This window comes from Lysinibacillus sp. FSL K6-4013 (assembly GCF_038630435.1).
Classification (GTDB): Bacteria; Bacillota; Bacilli; order Bacillales_A; family Planococcaceae; genus Lysinibacillus; species Lysinibacillus boronitolerans.
The window spans coordinates 1,902,602-1,920,874 of record NZ_CP152031.1 but is presented as its reverse complement, the minus strand read 5'-3'; the positions used below and the strand labels follow the sequence as shown (position 1 = coordinate 1,920,874).

The 18,273-nt window shown below is 40.8% G+C and carries 19 protein-coding genes; 4 read left to right on the top strand and 15 right to left on the bottom strand.

What is annotated here, in order from left to right; translation table 11 throughout:
* Positions 1–13 precede the first annotated feature (13 nt).
* A complete protein-coding gene (locus tag MHB39_RS09210) occupies positions 14–868 on the bottom strand; it encodes a LysR family transcriptional regulator (protein WP_342546404.1) in 855 nt (284 codons plus the stop codon).
* A gap of 111 nt (positions 869–979) precedes the next feature.
* On the opposite strand from MHB39_RS09210, the gene MHB39_RS09205 reads away from it, so the two are divergent.
* Positions 980–1,747 (top strand): sporulation protein, encoded by a 768-nt coding sequence (locus tag MHB39_RS09205; protein ID WP_342546402.1) that lies wholly within the window; start codon positions 980–982, stop codon positions 1,745–1,747.
* Positions 1,748–1,818: 71 nt separating this feature from the next.
* Positions 1,819–2,490, top strand: a complete 672-nt coding sequence (locus tag MHB39_RS09200) for an HAD family hydrolase (RefSeq protein WP_054550899.1) — start codon at positions 1,819–1,821, stop codon at positions 2,488–2,490.
* A 40-nt stretch (positions 2,491–2,530) separates the two neighbouring features.
* Here MHB39_RS09200 and ptsP read toward each other — a convergent pair whose 3' ends face one another.
* From ptsP to MHB39_RS09145, 11 genes are all read right to left on the bottom strand, one after another.
* Positions 2,531–4,243, bottom strand: coding sequence for a phosphoenolpyruvate--protein phosphotransferase (ptsP, locus tag MHB39_RS09195; protein ID WP_048390361.1), 1,713 nt, complete (start codon positions 4,241–4,243; stop codon positions 2,531–2,533).
* Positions 4,240–4,506 (bottom strand): HPr family phosphocarrier protein, encoded by a 267-nt coding sequence (locus MHB39_RS09190; RefSeq protein ID WP_066037445.1) that lies wholly within the window; start codon positions 4,504–4,506, stop codon positions 4,240–4,242. Before MHB39_RS09190 ends, ptsP begins: the two co-directional genes overlap by 4 nt.
* Positions 4,503–5,207, bottom strand: a complete 705-nt coding sequence (locus MHB39_RS09185; RefSeq protein WP_081977536.1) for a glucosamine-6-phosphate deaminase — start codon at positions 5,205–5,207, stop codon at positions 4,503–4,505. The genes MHB39_RS09190 and MHB39_RS09185 overlap by 4 nt, the downstream gene beginning before the upstream one ends.
* Before the next feature lie 20 nt (positions 5,208–5,227).
* Positions 5,228–5,938 carry an SIS domain-containing protein gene (locus MHB39_RS09180; protein ID WP_342546399.1) on the bottom strand — a complete coding sequence of 237 codons (711 nt, stop codon included), beginning with the start codon at positions 5,936–5,938 and terminating at the stop codon, positions 5,228–5,230.
* Positions 5,939–5,997: 59 nt separating this feature from the next.
* Entirely contained in the window at positions 5,998–7,164 is a 1,167-nt protein-coding gene (gene nagA / locus MHB39_RS09175) for an N-acetylglucosamine-6-phosphate deacetylase (protein ID WP_342546398.1), read from the bottom strand.
* 96 nt (positions 7,165–7,260) lie between these two features.
* Positions 7,261–9,204, bottom strand: coding sequence for an N-acetylglucosamine-specific PTS transporter subunit IIBC (nagE, locus tag MHB39_RS09170; protein WP_342546396.1), 1,944 nt, complete (start codon positions 9,202–9,204; stop codon positions 7,261–7,263).
* A 178-nt stretch (positions 9,205–9,382) separates the two neighbouring features.
* A complete protein-coding gene (locus tag MHB39_RS09165) occupies positions 9,383–10,324 on the bottom strand; it encodes an ABC transporter permease (protein ID WP_016994648.1) in 942 nt (313 codons plus the stop codon).
* A complete protein-coding gene (locus tag MHB39_RS09160; protein ID WP_036081385.1) occupies positions 10,302–11,222 on the bottom strand; it encodes an ABC transporter ATP-binding protein in 921 nt (306 codons plus the stop codon). Before MHB39_RS09160 ends, MHB39_RS09165 begins: the two co-directional genes overlap by 23 nt.
* Before the next feature lie 87 nt (positions 11,223–11,309).
* Positions 11,310–12,017, bottom strand: a complete 708-nt coding sequence (locus MHB39_RS09155) for an ABC transporter ATP-binding protein (RefSeq protein ID WP_342546394.1) — start codon at positions 12,015–12,017, stop codon at positions 11,310–11,312.
* A gap of 9 nt (positions 12,018–12,026) precedes the next feature.
* Complete coding sequence (locus MHB39_RS09150; RefSeq protein ID WP_048390347.1) at positions 12,027–12,383, bottom strand: GntR family transcriptional regulator; 357 nt, start codon at positions 12,381–12,383, stop codon at positions 12,027–12,029.
* Positions 12,380–13,156, bottom strand: a complete 777-nt coding sequence (locus MHB39_RS09145; RefSeq protein WP_342546390.1) for a hypothetical protein — start codon at positions 13,154–13,156, stop codon at positions 12,380–12,382. Before MHB39_RS09145 ends, MHB39_RS09150 begins: the two co-directional genes overlap by 4 nt.
* Before the next feature lie 191 nt (positions 13,157–13,347).
* On the opposite strand from MHB39_RS09145, the gene MHB39_RS09140 reads away from it, so the two are divergent.
* Both MHB39_RS09140 and MHB39_RS09135 read left to right on the top strand, forming a co-directional pair.
* Complete coding sequence (locus MHB39_RS09140) at positions 13,348–13,581, top strand: hypothetical protein (protein ID WP_016994653.1); 234 nt, start codon at positions 13,348–13,350, stop codon at positions 13,579–13,581.
* A 6-nt stretch (positions 13,582–13,587) separates the two neighbouring features.
* Positions 13,588–14,262: an HAD family hydrolase gene (locus MHB39_RS09135; protein ID WP_036081390.1), complete on the top strand. Its 675-nt coding sequence runs from the start codon at positions 13,588–13,590 to the stop codon at positions 14,260–14,262.
* 16 nt (positions 14,263–14,278) lie between these two features.
* Here MHB39_RS09135 and MHB39_RS09130 read toward each other — a convergent pair whose 3' ends face one another.
* From MHB39_RS09130 to MHB39_RS09120, 3 genes are read right to left on the bottom strand one after another with little or no spacing between them, the layout of a single operon-like run.
* The gene (locus MHB39_RS09130; RefSeq protein WP_016994655.1) at positions 14,279–15,829 is read right to left on the bottom strand and encodes a hydantoinase/oxoprolinase family protein; all 1,551 of its coding nucleotides are present in this window, start codon (positions 15,827–15,829) and stop codon (positions 14,279–14,281) included.
* Positions 15,822–16,925, bottom strand: coding sequence for a DUF917 domain-containing protein (locus tag MHB39_RS09125; protein WP_342546387.1), 1,104 nt, complete (start codon positions 16,923–16,925; stop codon positions 15,822–15,824). The genes MHB39_RS09130 and MHB39_RS09125 overlap by 8 nt, the downstream gene beginning before the upstream one ends.
* Positions 16,922–18,190, bottom strand: a complete 1,269-nt coding sequence (locus tag MHB39_RS09120; protein ID WP_342546386.1) for a cytosine permease — start codon at positions 18,188–18,190, stop codon at positions 16,922–16,924. The genes MHB39_RS09125 and MHB39_RS09120 overlap by 4 nt, the downstream gene beginning before the upstream one ends.
* Positions 18,191–18,273 lie beyond the last annotated feature (83 nt).

Below are 18,273 nucleotides of genomic sequence, written 5' to 3'. Positions count from 1 at the left end.
GCAGAAAGCTGCTTCACCCATACACGCTATTACACGCTTCTAAAAAATCATCATATTCTGCTGAGACATACTTTGTAAGCAAATAAGTATCCGATACAATATGGGAAAATTCTTTTAACGAATAGCTATGTAGAAGATGTTGCTGACAATCAGCTTCTATCACACTCTTAGGCAACAAGGCAATACCAAGACCATGTTTGACGAAATGCTTAATCACCTCTGTTTGATTAATATGCATTGTTTGATGGCTTGCAAACTGCTGTAGCACCTGCTGTACGTCCTCCCAATAGGGCGCATACTCATGTGTAAGAAGCGTTTCCTGCTGTAAAAGGGTGAAAGCATCCAATTCCTTTTTAGCAATAGGAGCAATTAAATGCAATGGTTCCTGTGCGAGCATCACCGTGTGAAGCTCACGTGTTGAGGTTAATTTGGATAAGCCAATATCAATTACACCAGTAAACACCGCTTCCCCGATTTCATTGGATTTTAAAAGTTCTATCACTACTTGAGTAGTTGGCTTTCGGCACTGGAATGCTGTGAGGATGGCAGGTAATGTTGAGTTCGCAATTTGTGGAGCAACGCCAAGCGTAAGTTTAGCGGTGTAGCCTTTTACAAAGGAATCCATTTGATGTAGCCCTTCATCTAAAGCGGACAGGATTTTTTGTGCCTGCTGACTAAAATAAGCCCCCTGCCGATTTAACGTCACTTGTTTGCCCTGTCGATCAAATAAGGGGGTTTGCAATGTCCTTTCTAAATGCTGGATATGCTTTGTAACGGTTGATTGAGTAATAAATCGTTTTTCAGCTGTTTCTCGAAAATTTTCGGTTTGTGCTGCCACTATAAATGTGCGTAGCCACTCTGTTTCCATCGCCATCCCTCTTTCGTTTTCAACTAGTATAGCGAAAAATTTGTAAGTCTTGAAACCTTTTTTTAACATAAGCGTATGTATAGCTAACGATGTCAGTAGGAGGAATGAAAGATGTCTTTTTTTCATAAAGCATTAGCAAGTATTGGTATAGGTTCAGCGACAGTGGATACAAGATTAGAGAAGGATAGTTATCGTGCTGGAGAGGTCATGCAGGGGGAAATCGTTGTGCGGGGCGGTCAAGTGGAGCAACAGGTCGACACGATTTACCTATCCGTCAATACGACGTATATCCGTGAGTCGAATGATCACAAACATACAGAGGTTGCCGCACTGCAGAAGGTGAAAGTAACAGAGCCTTTCACACTGGGTGCGGGCGAGGAAAAAATCTTCCCTATTTCATTAACATTGCCATTTGAAACACCGATTAGTGCAGGCAAAACACAGGTATGGATTCAAACGGGCCTTGATATTAAAAATGCGGTCGATCCGAGTGATAAGGATTATATTCGTGTGGAGCCAACAGTACTAGCAGGACATATATTAGATGCGATTCGTGGATTAGGTTTCCGTTTACGTGAAGCAGAATGTGAACAAGCTCCTTCACGCTTCCGTGGCTACTATCCATTTGTTCAGGAATTTGAATTTGTACCAACTGGACAATATAGAGGCCATTTAGATGAGCTTGAATTAGTTTTCCTTTCTCAATCCAACCATTCTGCAGAGATTTTCATGCAAATTGATCGCAAAGTAAAAGGCATTGGTAGCTTTTTTGCTGAAGCATTAGATATGGATGAAAGCTATGTTCGCACAACGGTTACGATGCATGATCTACCGACACTGCAAGCAAAGCTTCAGCAAATCATTTCAAAACATGCCTAATGAACTAAAAAAGTAGTTGAAGCCTAACTTCAGCTACTTTTTTTATGATCAAATAGGAAGGTGAAAAAGATGTGATGAAAGCAGCATTATTTGATTTAGACGGAACATTATTAAATAGAGATGCATCTATCGAATTCTTCATTGAGCAGCAATATGAGCGATTAAAGTCGGTATTAGGTAGTATTTCAAAAGAACAGTATATAACTCGCTTTATCCAACTAGATAAGCGAGGCTACGTTTGGAAGGATTGCGTCTACCAGCAATTAGTAGAAGAATTTCATCTTGTTCATATTACGTGGGAAGAACTTCTTCAAGATTACCTAAACGAATTTAAATATAGCTGTGTCCCTTTTCCTAACCTTATCCCTATGCTAGAACAATTGAAAAGGGATCAGTTGGCTTTAGGCATGATTACGAATGGCTATGGGCATTTTCAGATGGACACTATAAAGGCATTAGCAATTGAACATTATTTTGATGTCATTTTAGTTTCTGAATGGGCAGGAATGAAAAAACCCGATCCTCAACTGTTTTTAAATGCCATCGAAAAGCTAAATGTCCTTCCTCATGAATGTGTTTTTATCGGCGACCATCCTGTGAATGATGTCAAAGGTGCTCAACATGTGGGAATGAAGGGCATTTGGAAAAAAGATAAACAATGGCAACATGTTCAAGCGGATGCCATCGTGGAGGATTTATTAGAAATACCGATATTCATTGACTCTTTCAGCCCATCATGCTAAAAACCCATCTACCAATAAGTAGATGGGTTTTTGTTCTATCTTATTTCACAGCTTGCTTTACTTTTTCCAGCACTTCTTCAGCTGTCGCTAGCTGTAATGCCTCTGTTGCTAAAGTCTGCATCTCTGGGACAGATAATTGCTTTAGCAAGGCCCTCGTTTTTAAAATAGACGTAGCACTCATAGAGAACTCATCTAAGCCTAGGCCTAGCAATAGTGGAACAGCATGCTCATCGCCAGCCATTTCTCCACACATTCCTACCCATTTCTGTTCTTGATGGGCAGCTTTAATGACCATTTGAATTAAACGTAATATGGCTGGGTTATATGGTTGATATAAATAAGAAACTTTTTCATTCATCCGATCTGCCGCCATTGTATATTGAATTAAATCATTTGTACCGATGGAGAAGAAATCCACTTCTTTGGCAAAAATATCTGCCATTACGGCTGTCGAGGGAATTTCAACCATCATCCCGACCTCGATGGAAGAGCCTACTGCAACCCCTCCAGCTATCAGCTTTTCCTTTTCCTCAAGCAAAATGGCTTTAGCCGCACGGAATTCTTGAATGGTCGCTATCATAGGGAACATAATTTTTAAGTTTCCGTAGACAGATGCTCGCAGTAGTGCTCGCAATTGTGTGCGGAATAACTCCTGCTGGTCAAGACATAGACGAATGGCACGGTGACCAAGGAATGGATTCATTTCTTCTTGCAAAGGTAAATATGGCAGGTGCTTGTCGCCACCAATATCCAGTGTTCGAATAACAACTGGCTTGCCCTTCATTCCTTCCAAGACTGTTTTATACGCTGTAAATTGTTCTTCCTCAGAGGGTAAATTTTCTCTGCCCATATATAAAAACTCTGTTCGATATAAGCCAATTCCCTCTGCTCCATGACGCAATACACCATCCAAATCATTTGGCGATCCAATATTAGCCGCTAGCTCAACATGCACGCCATCTTTAGAAACGGTTTGCTCATTCACTAAAGTAGACCATTCCGCCTGCTGTACACGATATTTTTGTGCCTTTTCCTGATAGTCTGCAATCACATCGGCACTTGGATTCACTAGGACTTGACCCGTCAAACCGTCAACAATTATAGTATCGCCATCCTGAATTGTTGTCGTAGCAACCCCTGCCCCTACGACTGCTGGGATTTCTAAGCTACGAGCCATGATGGCTGAATGGGATGTACGCCCACCAATATCGGTAATAAAACCGAGAACATAGTTGCGATCTAATTGGGCTGTCTCTGAAGGTGTCAAATCATTCGCTACGATAATTACCTGTTCGTTAATATTGCTTGGATTTGGAATATGTACTCCGAGTAAATGTGCTAATATGCGATTTGTCACATCTTTAATATCTGATGCACGGGCACTCATGTATTCGTCATCCATACCTTCAAATAATGCCACAAACATAGAGGTTACTTCATGCAATGCATACTCCGCATTTACCGCTTCGTCGGCAATTTTTTGATTGATAGGCCCAATTAATTCGGGATCATGAACCACTAATAAATGTGCCTCAAAAATTGCGGCTTCTTCTGCACTAAATTTTTCTAATGTTTGCTGTCGAATGACAATCAGTTCTTGCTCTGCTTTGGCAAGAGCGGCTGCTAAACGTTTCTGCTCTGCCTCGATATCATGAACAGTTGTTTTAGCGAATGTTAAATCTGGTTGGACGAAACGATATGCTTTCGCAATGGCAATGCCGTCTGAAGCGGCAATACCAGTGAGTCGTGTCATTGTGCAAGCCCCATTTCCGTGATGAGTGTCGTTAGTGCTGCTAATGCTTGCTCTTCGTCTTCCCCCTCTACAGCAAGTGTAAATTGTGAACCTTGCTTTAAGGCTAATCCCATCACACCTAAGATTGATTTCAAGTTAGCTGCTTTTTCTTCTGTACGTATTTCTATAGATGAAGCAAATGGTGTTGCTTTTGCCACAAGCTGGCTCGCAGGTCTTGCATGAATACCTAAAGGATCGACTACTGTAAATTGTTGTGTTTTCATAATTTATTCTCCTCTTCTTGTAAGTCTGTTAAAACAATCACATTTGGATGTTTGGATAAAGCAGTTGCTGGTACATCTTCTGTATAATCAGAAGACAGCAAGCGCTCTAACACCTCACGCTTAGCTTCTCCCACTGCAAGTAACAAAATGCATTTTGCACGCATAATCGATTGAATACCCATCGTGTATGCCTGTGTTGGCACTTCGTCGATGGAAGAAAAGAAACGCGCGTTAGCTTGACGAGTAGATTCTTCAAGTGTCACGAGATGTGTTAAAGAAGCAAATGGCGTACCAGGCTCATTGAAGCCGATATGACCATTTTGACCGATACCTAGCAGCTGGAAATCTAAGGGATATTGTTGCAATAATCCTTCATAGCGAGCTGTTTCCACTAGAGGATCTACTGCTAATCCATCTGGTAAATACGATGCTAGAAATGGCTTTTGGTTAAATAAATGTTTATTCATATAATAGGCATAGCTTTGTTTATGAGTTGCCTCAAGCCCAACATACTCATCCAAATTAAAGCTAATACAATGCGAAAAATCAACATCTGTTTGACAGATTTTAGCATATAGCGGTTCCATTGTTCCACCAGTAGCTAATCCAAACGTTGTGGCGCCATTATTTTTGGCTTCCAAGATGGTCGCTACTGCATGTGTATATAAATCATCCATTGCGGAAAATCTTTTTACTTTCACCACGCATCCTCCTTTGTACCCTAGAAATGAATACGCTGACCATATTGATTAATAAGCGCATAGTTATTATTTTCCCCTAAATTACTGCTACCAAACACTGGTACACTAGCGCCCTGTGCATGCATCAGCTCAATGATTTGAGCGAATAAAGCATTTAATAAAGTCGCACCTAGCACCGTTGATACAGGGGCATATTGCAATTGGTCAACGGTTAGCACACCATCGCCTAATGGCACATGCGTATTCATTACTTCATCTACTACTTGCTCTAAACGCTTGCCTGACGGATGACGCGATGGCTGGTGCTGATATTCCAGCGACTGCAGTGATATGGTCAAAGCGCCCGCTTCCTTTGCATAGATAGCCATATCAATGGGGGCTGGATTATTGGCAGAGGTTGAAATGATGATACAAACATCTTGGTCATCAAATTGCAGCTGATCCTTATAGGAGGCTAAAAAAGCCTGTTTTTTTTCATTTTGTGAGGATTGCCGTGCACCCTGATGTAGCATTAACGATTCTATGTGTATCGGTTTAACAGGCACTAAGCCACCTGCCCTGTAGTAACATTCCTGTGCTAATAGCATGGAATGACCAGAGCCAAAGAGCTGGATAATGCCTCCCTTTGTGAGACGTTTAACAATTTGCTTGGCAATATGCATAAGTTGGTTGCTTTCCTGCTGTGCCACCATTGTTAAATATCGATTTACTTGTTGAAAATAGGTATTCATGTTCTATCACCTTTTCATTTCCATCGTTTCATGCTAGATGTTTGTATACCTTCTGCATATTAGTGACAATTGTCAGCTTGCATTGCATCATATAGGACCTTGCCCGCCTTAATCGTTTGATGGAGCTTTAAATGTTCATCTAAAATTACCGCGTCCGCATCATAGCCTTGTACAAGCTGACCCTTATTACCTAGCTTCAATTGCTCTGCAGCATTAAAGCTGGACATTTTGACAAGCTCCTCCAGCGGACAATTCGTAATGTGATGCATATTCCGTACAGCTTGATCCATTTTTAAAATACTGCCTGCTAACGATCCATTTGACAAATGAGCGCCTGCTTCTGTCACATGAACTGTTTGACCGCCTAAATCATACGCTCCATAGGGCATTCCCTTTGCGCGCATCGCATCGGTAATTAAAATTAGCCCGTCTGCTCCCTTTAAGCGATAAGCCATTTCCACCGCACCTTCATGCATATGGATAAAATCAACAATCAGTTCTGCCTTAATCGCATCTAGCAGCAGGACACCACCAACTACACCTGGATCTCGATGGTGGAATGGACGCATTTGATTGTATAAGTGTGTTCCCTGTGTGGCACCTAATTGAGCCGCTTGTTGCATTTGCTCAAAGGTCGCATCCGAGTGACCAATTGAAACAATGACACCGCTAGCAGAAATACTTTGTACAGCTGCCATGCCATTTGGTTCTTCAGGTGCTAGCGTAATTTGCTTAATTTTATGGCCACTTAGTTGCTGCCATTTTGACCATATATCTAAATCTAGCTCGACAATATATTCAAGAGGCTGTGCCCCTGCGCGCTGCTTCGAGACAAAAGGTCCTTCGATATGAATACCGAGTACCTCTGCTTCGTCTGGCTGTGGCTGGAACTGTGCCACATTTTCAATAGCTCGTTCAATGTTGTCATAGCTTTGTGTCATCGTTGTGGCTAAAAAACTTGTCGTTCCTTCTTTTAAAAGGGATTGAGCCATCGTATGAAGCCCTTCATCAGAAGCATCCATCGTATCCATTTGAGCGGATCCATGAATGTGCATATCAATAAATCCTGGCAATAAAAATTTCCCTGAACCATCAAGCTGTTCTACATCGTGGATATCAAGCTGAGGAGCAATTTGCGCAATTTTACCATCCTTCATCCATACATCTACCTGCTCATCTCGCCCATTGGCATTCACCACTGTGATATTTCGAATGAATAAACTCAAGAAAAACATCTCCTTCTTGAACAAGGGCTGTCGAAAAGGTTCCATTTGCAATAGCTCATTGCCCCTGTGCACCTTAGCTAACAGCCCCATTAGTCGTTACTTCTTCATTGTAATAATATTCGTTGAGCCTGCTCGTTGATAGCCAGTCTTTTCAAGTGTAATCTCTTGCCCCATTAAGCTTGTGAAGACAACTGGAGTAATGACAGAAGGTACTTGATCTTCAATCTGTACAAGGTCTGCTTTTAATAACGCATCCCCACGCTTAATTTTTTGACCATCTGTAACGAACAGATCAAAGCCTTCACCATTTAATTTGACTGTATCTAAGCCAACATGAATTAATACCTCAATGCCCGTATCCGATTTTAAGCCAATTGCATGCTTTGTTGGGAACACCATCACTACTTGACCATCAAATGGGGCATAGACTGCTCCATCTGTCGGACGAATCCCGAAACCTGGACCCATCAAGCCTGCTGAAAATGCCTCATCAGGCACTTCTGTTAAAGGTAATAAATCGCCAGTCATTGGCATTTCGAAATCACGCAATGTCATCGTGTCATTCTTCACTGTTTCTTCCATGACAGGCTGTGCAGCTGGAAGTCCTGCATTGGCTGGTGCTGGATTGCCTTTTTTCAAACGTTCTTTTATGGCTTCAGCTAAAAACTCAACAGATGTCCCAATAATTACTTGGACATTGGTTTTACTGATACGCATAACGCCTCTTGCACCTGTTTGCTTCAATGTTTTTTCATCGACGCTAGCAGAATCCTGTACTAATAATCGTAGGCGAGTTGTACAATAATCCACTTGCTTAATATTGTCTTTTCCACCTAATGCTTCAATTGTATAATATGCACGTAAATCGACATCATCAGCAATAGCATTTACTTCGCCATCCTCATCCTCATCGTCTTCACGTCCAGGTGTTTTTAAGTCTAATTTTTTGATTAAGAAATAGAATACTACAAAGTAAATCGCCCCAAAGCCTAAACCTAAAGGTAATAAGAGCAATGGTTTATCTGCCAGACCAAGGTTTAGTAAGTAGTCAATTAAGCCTGCAGAGAAGCCAAAGCCATCACGGAATCCAACAAGATAGGCCACAGCCAATGAAATACCTGTTAATACAGCATGGATACCATAAAGAACTGGCGATAAGAACATAAAGGAAAATTCAATAGGCTCTGTAACACCCGTTAAAAAGGCTGTTAAAGCGATGGAAACGAACATCCCTCCAACGATTGGACGCTTTTCTTTTTTCGCTGCAAAATACATTGCTAAACAAGCTGCTGGTAAGCCAAACATCATGATTGGGAAGAAACCAGCTTGGAAATGTCCAGCTGATGTGTCTCCTGCTAGGAAGCGGTTGATATCCCCTTTCACGATTTCGCCTGCAGCATTTGTAAATTCACCGAAATCAAACCAAATAATTGTATTGATTACATGGTGTAGACCCACTGGAATTAATAGACGGTTGAAGAAGCCATACATCCCTACGCCAAGTGATCCTGCACCAATCATCCAATTGCCGACAGCATCAATGCCACCTTGAATTGGTCCCCAAACAATCGCTAAAACACTACCTAAAATTGCCATGGTGATGGACGTAATAATCGGTACAAAGCGCCGTCCACCGAAGAATGATAACCATTCTGGAAATTTCACATTATAATATTTGTTATATAATAAGCCTGCCGTAATACCGGCAATAATACCACCAAACACACCCATATTTAATTCTTCGTTAACAGTCCCTAAAACGGCGACTAAAACAAGATGCGCAATCGCACCTGCTAGAGCTGCACCGCCACTACTATCATGTGCAAACCCCATCGCAATACCGATAGCAAAAATAATTGGTAAATTCCCTAGTATAGCATTACCAGAAGCGGCCATAATACTAGCAATGTACTGGATGGCTTCATTCGGTACGGCCCCAAGCATATCCGCTGAACCTAAACGCAATAGTAATGCTGCTGCTGGTAATGTTGCGATTGGAAACATGAGCGACTTACCGATTTTTTGTAAGAAAGCAAACATTCATTATCCCCCTTTGGTATAGTTGTCTAGACCACTTTAGTAAAAAAAAAGCGTTTTCACTAAGTTGCTATTATTATAGGCGCAATTCAAAAAAAAATAAATACTTTTTTAATATTTCGTGATGTCAAACAAAAAAACCGCACCCTAATGCGAAATTAGGGCACAGTTCTTCTATAGCTTATGCAGTGACATCACGTTTCATAAAGGTTGAATAACTAATAACAAGGAAAACTACTGCGTAAATCGCAAGTACTGTTAATGAGAAGGGCAACGTCACATCAGCAATCATGGAGCCACCACCATGCTCATACTGTGTTAAATCAGAATGTGTGAGCCAAATATATTTGACGATGTCGTATCGGCTTAAGAACATAACAATCATGCCGCCTGTAAAAGAAAGGAACATCGTTAAACCGATTGCTAACGAGCTTGAACGGAACACAGAACCAATCAAAAAGGCAAATAATGTAGACATCACAAAATCGCCACCAGATAATAGGTAATGATAGGCTAAATCACTCCATACGGCCTTTTCAACGACCTGTCCATTGACCATTTCTAATTCGACACCTGTTCCCATGCCGAATAAGATTAAGCCGATAAGCGCACTTACCACAACATTGACCACATACAATAACAACCCAAAAAGGAATGTTGTCAGTAATTTAGACGTTAACACTTTGGCACGTGACATTGGACGCGTTAAGAGCATTTTAATCGTCCCTGTTGAAAATTCGCTCGATACAATACTAGCTGCGGTAATGACTGTAAATAAAGTAACAAGCGTCAGCATGCCGCTTGTAAAGGACATAAAGCTTGCAAGACTACTATCCTTTTGACTTGGTGCATCATTCGCTAAACGATATTCAGAAATAGCCATCTGCTCTTGAAAGTATGCCTTATCTTCCTCCGTTAAATCTTCCCTTGCTAGCGTCTCTTTATAGGATTGAATGGCCTCCTGCTCTATGTCCTGCCAGGAGCCCTCCGTCGGGGATTTTACTTCATAATATTTGGTGATTCCAGCAGGAACAAGAATGACAAGAATCAGCATGGCCACCATTGCCCATGTTCCTTTTTTATGCCATAATTTCATCCACTCATTTTGAATTAGCTTCAGCAATTTGTCCGCCTCCAGTCATTTCTAAGAATTGATCCTCTAATGTTTTCTGATGTGGCTGTACAGCAAATAATTGAATACCCGCTTGGACTAGTTGTGTAGTCATAGCTGGGACATCCTCTTTCTTCATTTCCACCACATAGCCTTGATTCTCTGCTACAAAGGTAAAGTCATGCTGTTCCAGATAAGCAGACACCTGCTCTTTTGGCTGTGCCTCCACATAATAAAACGATGAGCTTTCATTATGAATATCGCGCAGATCAATCAGCTGCCCATTTTGAATCACGGCCACTCGATCACACATCAATTCAATTTCTGATAATAAGTGACTTGAGACAAAGACGGATACGCCCTCTTCTGAAGCAATCTTACGCAGGTACATTCGAAACTCACGAATACCAGCAGGGTCTAGACCATTCGTCGGTTCATCTAAAATTAAAAATTTCGGTCTGTGCAATAGCGCCTGGGCTAATCCTAGACGCTGTCTCATACCAAGTGAATACGTAGAGACCTTTTCATGTATACGATTTTCAAGCCCAACCTGTTGAATGACCTCCTGAATTCGTTCCTTCGTTACATTTTTATGCATCCGCGCAAAGTGTAGTAAATTTTTATAGCCTGACATAAATTTATACATTTCTGGATTTTCAACAATCACACCAACCTTACTAATGGCTTCCTCATAATGCTCCTTCAGTGAAAGCCCATCGATGATGACATTGCCCTCTGTTGGATGCATAAGCCCTGTCATCATTCGGATCGTTGTTGTTTTCCCCGCTCCATTCGGTCCTAAAAATCCTGTAATTTGGCCAGGATATAAATCAATGTTTAACTGTTGAATTAATTGCTTTCCTCGAATAGTTTTCGATAAATTTTGCAATTGTACAATCGGTTCTGTCATATTTTTCACCCTTTCTAATCTATTTCGCCTGAGCATTATGCAGTCTGGCACGACAACATTGCTTTATTGACGATTCTTTCTTCACCTTTAGCTGTCTTTTACTGAAGGACGATAAAACCCTTTCATCCACTCAACTGCATCCTTATTAGCCACATCGCGTAATGTTTCCACATTCTCGTAGGCCATGATTGATCCTGCCTGCAATAAAATAATTTGATCTAAAATAGGCTCTACCTCATATAATTCATGTGTGGATAGCAAAATCGTTTGATTTTCGATGTCCGTAAATTGAATTAAGCCTTTAATCAGCTGCTCTCTCACAATTGGGTCTAGCCCAGCAAATGGTTCGTCCATGACATAATAAGGAACCTCTCGCCCAAGGGTGGCAGCCATTTTCATGCGACCACGATTCCCCTTTGATAATTGGCGTAGCTTTGTGCGCGTATCTACCTGTAAAAATTGTGCGACGATACAGGCTTTATCATAGGAAAAATCTTCAAATTGCGAAGCATAATGCTGGAAAAGCTGTTCACCTGTGTAGTACTCAAAAAACAAATCTGTATCTGGTAAATAAGCAATTTTGTCAGCACTTCTACGTGTGACTGGCTTACCCTCTAGTGTGATCTCACCAGCAGTGGGTCGCAGTAAACCAGCTAAAACTTTCATAAGCGTAGATTTACCACTACCATTTTCTCCAACTAGTCCAATGATTTGTCCAACCGGAAAGGAGAAGGATAGATCCTGTAAAACTGGCTTTTTCTTATATTGAAAAGATACATTTGATAGCTGTAACATCCCTTCACCTCACGCTTTATTTTTCAAAACCACAAGCATCTCTTCCTTCGAAAAGCCTAATGCCTCAATCGATGTTAAAAAATTTTCAGCCAGCTGATTTTTCATCTCTTCACGCAATAACTCAATGCGCTCCTCATTGCTCGTAATAAATGTACCCTGTCCTCGTTTGGTTTCCGTTATATTCATTGCCTCTAACTCCTTGTATACACGTTGCACCGTATTGACATTGACACCTGTTTCTACTGCATATTCTCGAACAGAGGGAAGTCGATCACCTAGCTCCAACTTCCCCTTCAAAATGTCTCCACAAATTCGATCGACAAGCTGGCTATAAATGGGTTTGTCACGCGAAAAATCCATCGTCATCGTAAAACCACCCTTTCAAGCCACTTCGATGCTGCTAAAAACAGCAGTAGTAGTAATAACGTAATGGCTATTTCCTCAACGACATATATCGAGCCAAGCATCCATTCCATCGTCATTTCTTTCGCTTTTGGTAGATAGTGTTCGATGTTTTGAAGCGAAACTTCTCCATGGAGGAAGATCGTTCGATACAGCTGACTCTCCGTTACCCGCGCCCAACTAGCTGTGGTTACATAAAACACAATCATTGTCAGCACAATTGAAAAACGACCTATTATGCGCTTCAATTGCAAATAAAAAGCTAAAAAGAATAAAAGAACGATAAATAGCATTAATTGTAAAATTGCCAATATAATAACAATTATTACTAAAACTAATAAAATTTGTCCAGCGCTTGCGATCAGCTCATCCTTAATATTGAAAATGGCTATACTCGTGAAAAGGATAGTGAAGAGGACATAACCTACTAATGAGCAAACCAATTTTGCTCCGATAAGCTTTGTGATAGAGCTTGTTGAATGGAGCCAGCTCTCCTTTGCTTTAATATCCAAACGCATCGATGCTAAAAATTGTAAGACAGAATAGAATCCACCTAGAAAAAGAACGAGTATCGTAAATGCAAATGCTAGTTGATGCTCATGTGCAAAGAGATCGACATACTGATGTAAGATATAGGGAACGATCCAAGATAGCATAAGTCCCATAAATATCCCTACTAAAAACCATGAGCGATAAAGTACCCATTCTTTTTTTATAAGTCCTGTAAAGCTTTTCAATCACAACACCTCGTGTCATAGTGTACTAGTCACATATTACACTATGACTTATTTGTTGGCAAGTGTCAAATACAAGAAAAAGGAAATTTCGTTTATTCAACAATTAACGCTTATGCTCAAAGAAGGTATTCACCTATTAAACACAGAATATATGGATAGCACTCTAACACTAAGCGCAAGGTGGTACTTGAATGGATAAAAGAGTTGTCTTTGATTTTGAAATTGAATTTACTAATGGTGGTGGCATACAAGGGCAGGATTTTCGCCTTGATATTGATGGAGATGACATATCGGACGAAGAACTAGCTAAGTATATTGTGGAAGATATGAGGCTGCTCATGGTTGGCAAGGTAACGATCCTTAACAAGAAAATTATAAATGAAAAACATAAACGAAAACCTCTTGATGAGCAAGAAAGGACATGAAGCTCGTTGAAAGCAATACTATTTGATTTAGATGATACCTTACTTAATCGAGATCATGCTGTCGATCACCTGTTTCATATTATTTTGGAAAAATACTATGGAGCTATTCAGGGTACGCTCAAAAAGGACATGCTGGAAAAATTTAAGGAATACGATAAAAGAGACTATGGGATTGCCGATAAAACCAATGTTTTATCATCGTTTTTTGATGCGTTTCCATCAGCCTGTCAATTGCCTCGCCATGACATGCAAGATTTTTGGGATCAGCAGTTTCCATATTGCTTTTCTATCGATCAACATACGTTGAAGGTTCTCCAAACGATTAAGAAGCATGTACAGGTTGGCATTATCACAAACGGCACTACTCAGCGACAAAAGGCTAAAATTACGCATACAGGCTTAGCTAGCTATTTTGATGTTATCCTTATTTCTGAGGAAGTAGGATTAACTAAGCCTGACAAACGCATATTTGAATTAGCACTACATCAGCTCCAAGTTCAGCCAAATGAAGCTTTATTCGTTGGGGATGACTTAGCAAAAGATATTGCTGGTTGTCAGCAAGCAAGGATGAAGGGCATATGGTTCAATCCTCATCGGCTCACGAATAATACTGACATTAAGCCTGATGCCGTGATCCATTCATTTGATCAATTAATAAAAGGAAGAGACCTGTTTGACTAGGACTCTTCCTTTAACTTTAGACCATTTTCCCTACTACTTTTACCTTTAATCTTGTCGCATTTTCTGGATGATACGCGAGAGGTGTTTCTTCTACTTCCACTAGCTCAATCGTATCCTCCAGAGCACCTGCTAATACAGCCTGTTTCACAGCCTTGTTTTGTGCATCCTTTAAGGATTCCTCACGCGGTTCTTTGGAATAAATATAAATTTGCTCATATTGACCACTAATTTGTGCAATCGAGGCACCAATGGCATTCGCTACACCACCATATTCAGATTTTACAATTGTGGAAACGCCTCGAATCTTTTCTGGCACAATGATTCCCCCGCCACCTACTAAGACTAGAGACACATCCTCTGAGGAAGTTTTCATCTTATCAATCGCCTGTTCTAGTAACGAAGAAATTTCTTCTTGAACGGCTTTGGCAAAGGCTTCATCAATATGTGCGACTAATGTGGAATCTCCTACATCTGCTAAGCCTAAACGGACAGCGATATCTGTTGTTGTTAAGGTCGAGCCACCGAAAACAAGGGCCTCCTCACTAATTTTATAGCCTACACTATCTGGTCCAACTGTTATTTTGTCGCCGTTCACACGAACAATACTACCACCGCCAAGACCGACTGAAATAATATCTGGCATCCTAAAGTTTGTCCGAATGTCGCCCACTTCAACTGCGACCGAGGATTCTCGCGGGAAACCATCCTGTAATACACCGATATCTGAAGTCGTACCCCCAACATCCAACACCATTGTGTTTTGAATTTGGGATAAATACGATGCTCCACGAATACTATTCGTTGGTCCACAGGCAATTGTTAAAATCGGGAATTGCTTGGCGTAGTCGATAGACATTAATGTGCCATCATTCTGGCATAGATAAACTTCTACATCAAAAATGCCTTCTGCTTGTAACGCCTGTACAAAGCCCTGTGTTGTTGTCTCAATGACCTTACATAATGCAGCATTTAGAATCGTTGCATTTTCACGTTCAATTAGCCCGACTGAACCTATTAATGAGGAGCAGGAAATCGGAAATTCCTCGCCATAGACATCTTGAATCCATTCACGAACCTGCAATTCTTGATCATTTTTAATAGAGGAAAAGACACCAACAATCGCAATGGATTCTACTTGACCACGCCAATCCTCTAGTAGTTTTGTAATTTCCTGTTGATCAAGCGCACTCAATAACTGGCCATCGTATTCATAGCCCCCGTGTGCGATGGCATAATTTCCTGATAATTTATCAATCATATCGGATGGCCAAGCTGTATAGGGGAGTACGGAAGCCGTCGCTGGATAGCCTAGTCGAATGACACCCACCTTTGCTAGCTTTTTACGTTCCACAATGGCATTGGTACATTGCGTTGTCCCTAACATGGCATGAGTAATTTTTGTTTTGTCAATATTTGCACCCTCTAGTAATTGTTGTAGAGACTTTTCAATTCCCGTTTTAATATCTAAGCTTGTTGGTGATTTCACACTGTAAATAAGCTGGCTATTATGGTCTAAAAGGATGGCATCTGTGTTTGTTCCACCTACATCGATTCCAATTTTATACATGCTGTGCTACCTCCTTTTTCACCAGTTCCTCAATTGGCGTATACTCATATTCATAGCCAAAGTATTTGGGTCCAGCTGTTTCAATCCCTTTTGCTGTACGCCATTTTTCATGTGCTGGTAAACCAATCACACGCACACGTTTACCATATTTTAAGCTCTCTGTTGTAACAGGCAATAAGGTTTCATAATCCACCAAACAAATTAAGTCTGGTGTCATCGCAATAACCTGCTCGTTTTTCTCAGCTAATAAGTTTTCATTTTGGAAATGAACCTTCATTTGATCATTTTTATAAGATTCAATACCTTCTAGATTCATTTTACCTAGGTTAAAGCCACCCTTCGTTTCACGAATAACATCCACTATTTTTCCTTGGAAAAGCTCATATCCTTTCACAAGCTTTAAAAGGCTTTTTAGCTTATCGTTCACCTCTTGATCTTTCGAGGCAATAATTTCACCGATTTTTTCAGAAAGCGTCACAATATGATGAACACCGCTTTGTTTAATTTGTGCACCTGTTGTTGGGTAGAGGCTCACTAAAGAACTAGCGCCCATTTCTACTGTTGCTGTTCGGGCGATACGCTCGGTCCATTTATTATCAATCGTTTCAAAAATACCAATATTCCCTTTTTCATCAGTGATGGCCATTGGCGTTGCCGAAATTCCATCTAAGTGGAATGTCACCATTTGTAATTCCGGAAATGCACGCCCCATGCCATCACAATCAATCAATGGTAAGCCAAGCTGTGCTGCTACTACAATAGGAATCATCGAATTGACCCCACCTGCTTCCATTGGATAGGTGCCTGCAATTTTTTCTTTCCCCAAATATTGGGCAAGTTTTTGGAAAACCTTAACAAACTCATCGCCACGTGGAAATTTTTCTACTAAAACTGATGGTGCCCCCATCATTGCGGCTGGAATGAAAAAATCATCATCCGCAATTTCATCCACTGAATACAACTTTACAGGGCCATTTTTTTCGATAGCAGAAAGCGCCATTAATTTTCCAATATAGGGATCTCCTCCCCCACCTGTTCCTAAAAATGCTGCCCCTATGGCAATATGTTCAATAGCTGCCTGATCTAAATATCTCATCTATGTTCCTCCAATATGACCGTTTTTTGTACAGATACACGATACCCAACATAATAAATCACGAATGAAATAATGATGCCAATCATCGGTTGGTTTGGTAGCGCTGGCAATGCAGGGAATAAGGAAAATACCACTGGCATACAGGCAATTACAGCACCTACTAGCCAAGAAAATACACCTAATCGATTGACCCCTTCAACTTCCTGCCAGCTATCTGTTTTGCCTTTATGAATGACCCAGTAGGAAGCAATCATCACCCCTGCAACAGGCGGAATCATCGCCGATAAAATTGACATGATAGGTGTAAAATAATTTAAAATCCCTACAACGGCTAAGATTGTGCCAATTGTACCCGCCACACCTATGGCTAATCGTTCTTTGTTTTTAGCAACATCAAATACATTAATTAAGGCAATTCCACCTGAAATTGCATTGACCAAATTGGTTTTCCATGTTGCTAAAATCAGACCCACTCCACCAATAAAGGGTGTTGCGATATGCAGAAAGACTGCTGTAATATCACTTGTTTGATAGGCAATCGTTAAGACAGCTCCCACAGCAATCATTAGCACCCCTGCAGGAATAATCCCTAATGTAGCGGCTTTGAAAACGTCTGAACGTTTTTTTGAAAATTGCGAATAATCACCCGCTATAACAGCCCCTAATGCAAAGGACCCAATCGTTACAGCTAAACCATCCATAAAGCTCATATTGCCCTGTGGCTGATAATCCCGAACGGACTGTAGTTGCTCACCAGTTAATATTTGACCTAAACCATACAGGCAAATGATGACGAGCAATGGTACGGCGATATAGCTTAAAATACGCAACACCTTCATCCCATAAAGTGCGGATACGACCATGACCATACCACTAATGAATGAAGCGATTGGAATGGGTATATTCAAATGATAGATTGCTAATAAGTTTGCTAAGGCTACGCCACACACATTGGCCTGAATGCCAAACCACCCTAAGCAAGCAATAGCTAAGATAATGGATAATATTGTACGAGAGCCCTTTTTTCCAAACACTTGTCCTGCTATATGGACAGTGGGCTTTCCTAAATCACTGCTTTGCATGCCTTGCAAAATCATGATGATCACGACAATAGCATAGCCTACAAAAGCAACAGCCAGTGCCTTTGATAAACTCATATTGGTAATCAGTGCGTTACCGACTAATAAACTGGGAATACAAATCATGGCACCAGCCCAAATAATGCCTAAGCTATACCAAGATTGACCTTTATTTTCATCTTGCATGTGACTCCCTCCTTATTGGTGATGGATTAATGTTTTTAATTATAGAAGATAGGTAAGAGTCGAGTCTTTTGCGCAAATGAAAA

Coding starts and splice junctions, on each gene's coding strand:
- ptsP (WP_048390361.1), bottom strand. CDS start 4,243: ATGACACGACTCACTGGTATTGCCGCTTCAGACGGCATTGCCATTGCG.
- MHB39_RS09150 (WP_048390347.1), bottom strand. CDS start 12,383: ATGACGATGGATTTTTCGCGTGACAAACCCATTTATAGCCAGCTTGTC.
- MHB39_RS09190 (WP_066037445.1), bottom strand. CDS start 4,506: ATGAAAACACAACAATTTACAGTAGTCGATCCTTTAGGTATTCATGCA.
- MHB39_RS09180 (WP_342546399.1), bottom strand. CDS start 5,938: ATGAATACCTATTTTCAACAAGTAAATCGATATTTAACAATGGTGGCA.
- nagE (WP_342546396.1), bottom strand. CDS start 9,204: ATGTTTGCTTTCTTACAAAAAATCGGTAAGTCGCTCATGTTTCCAATC.
- MHB39_RS09125 (WP_342546387.1), bottom strand. CDS start 16,925: ATGAGATATTTAGATCAGGCAGCTATTGAACATATTGCCATAGGGGCA.
- MHB39_RS09205 (WP_342546402.1), top strand. CDS start 980: ATGTCTTTTTTTCATAAAGCATTAGCAAGTATTGGTATAGGTTCAGCG.
- MHB39_RS09210 (WP_342546404.1), bottom strand. CDS start 868: ATGGAAACAGAGTGGCTACGCACATTTATAGTGGCAGCACAAACCGAA.
- MHB39_RS09155 (WP_342546394.1), bottom strand. CDS start 12,017: ATGTTACAGCTATCAAATGTATCTTTTCAATATAAGAAAAAGCCAGTT.
- MHB39_RS09120 (WP_342546386.1), bottom strand. CDS start 18,190: ATGCAAGATGAAAATAAAGGTCAATCTTGGTATAGCTTAGGCATTATT.
- MHB39_RS09130 (WP_016994655.1), bottom strand. CDS start 15,829: ATGTATAAAATTGGAATCGATGTAGGTGGAACAAACACAGATGCCATC.
- MHB39_RS09140 (WP_016994653.1), top strand. CDS start 13,348: ATGGATAAAAGAGTTGTCTTTGATTTTGAAATTGAATTTACTAATGGT.
- MHB39_RS09160 (WP_036081385.1), bottom strand. CDS start 11,222: ATGACAGAACCGATTGTACAATTGCAAAATTTATCGAAAACTATTCGA.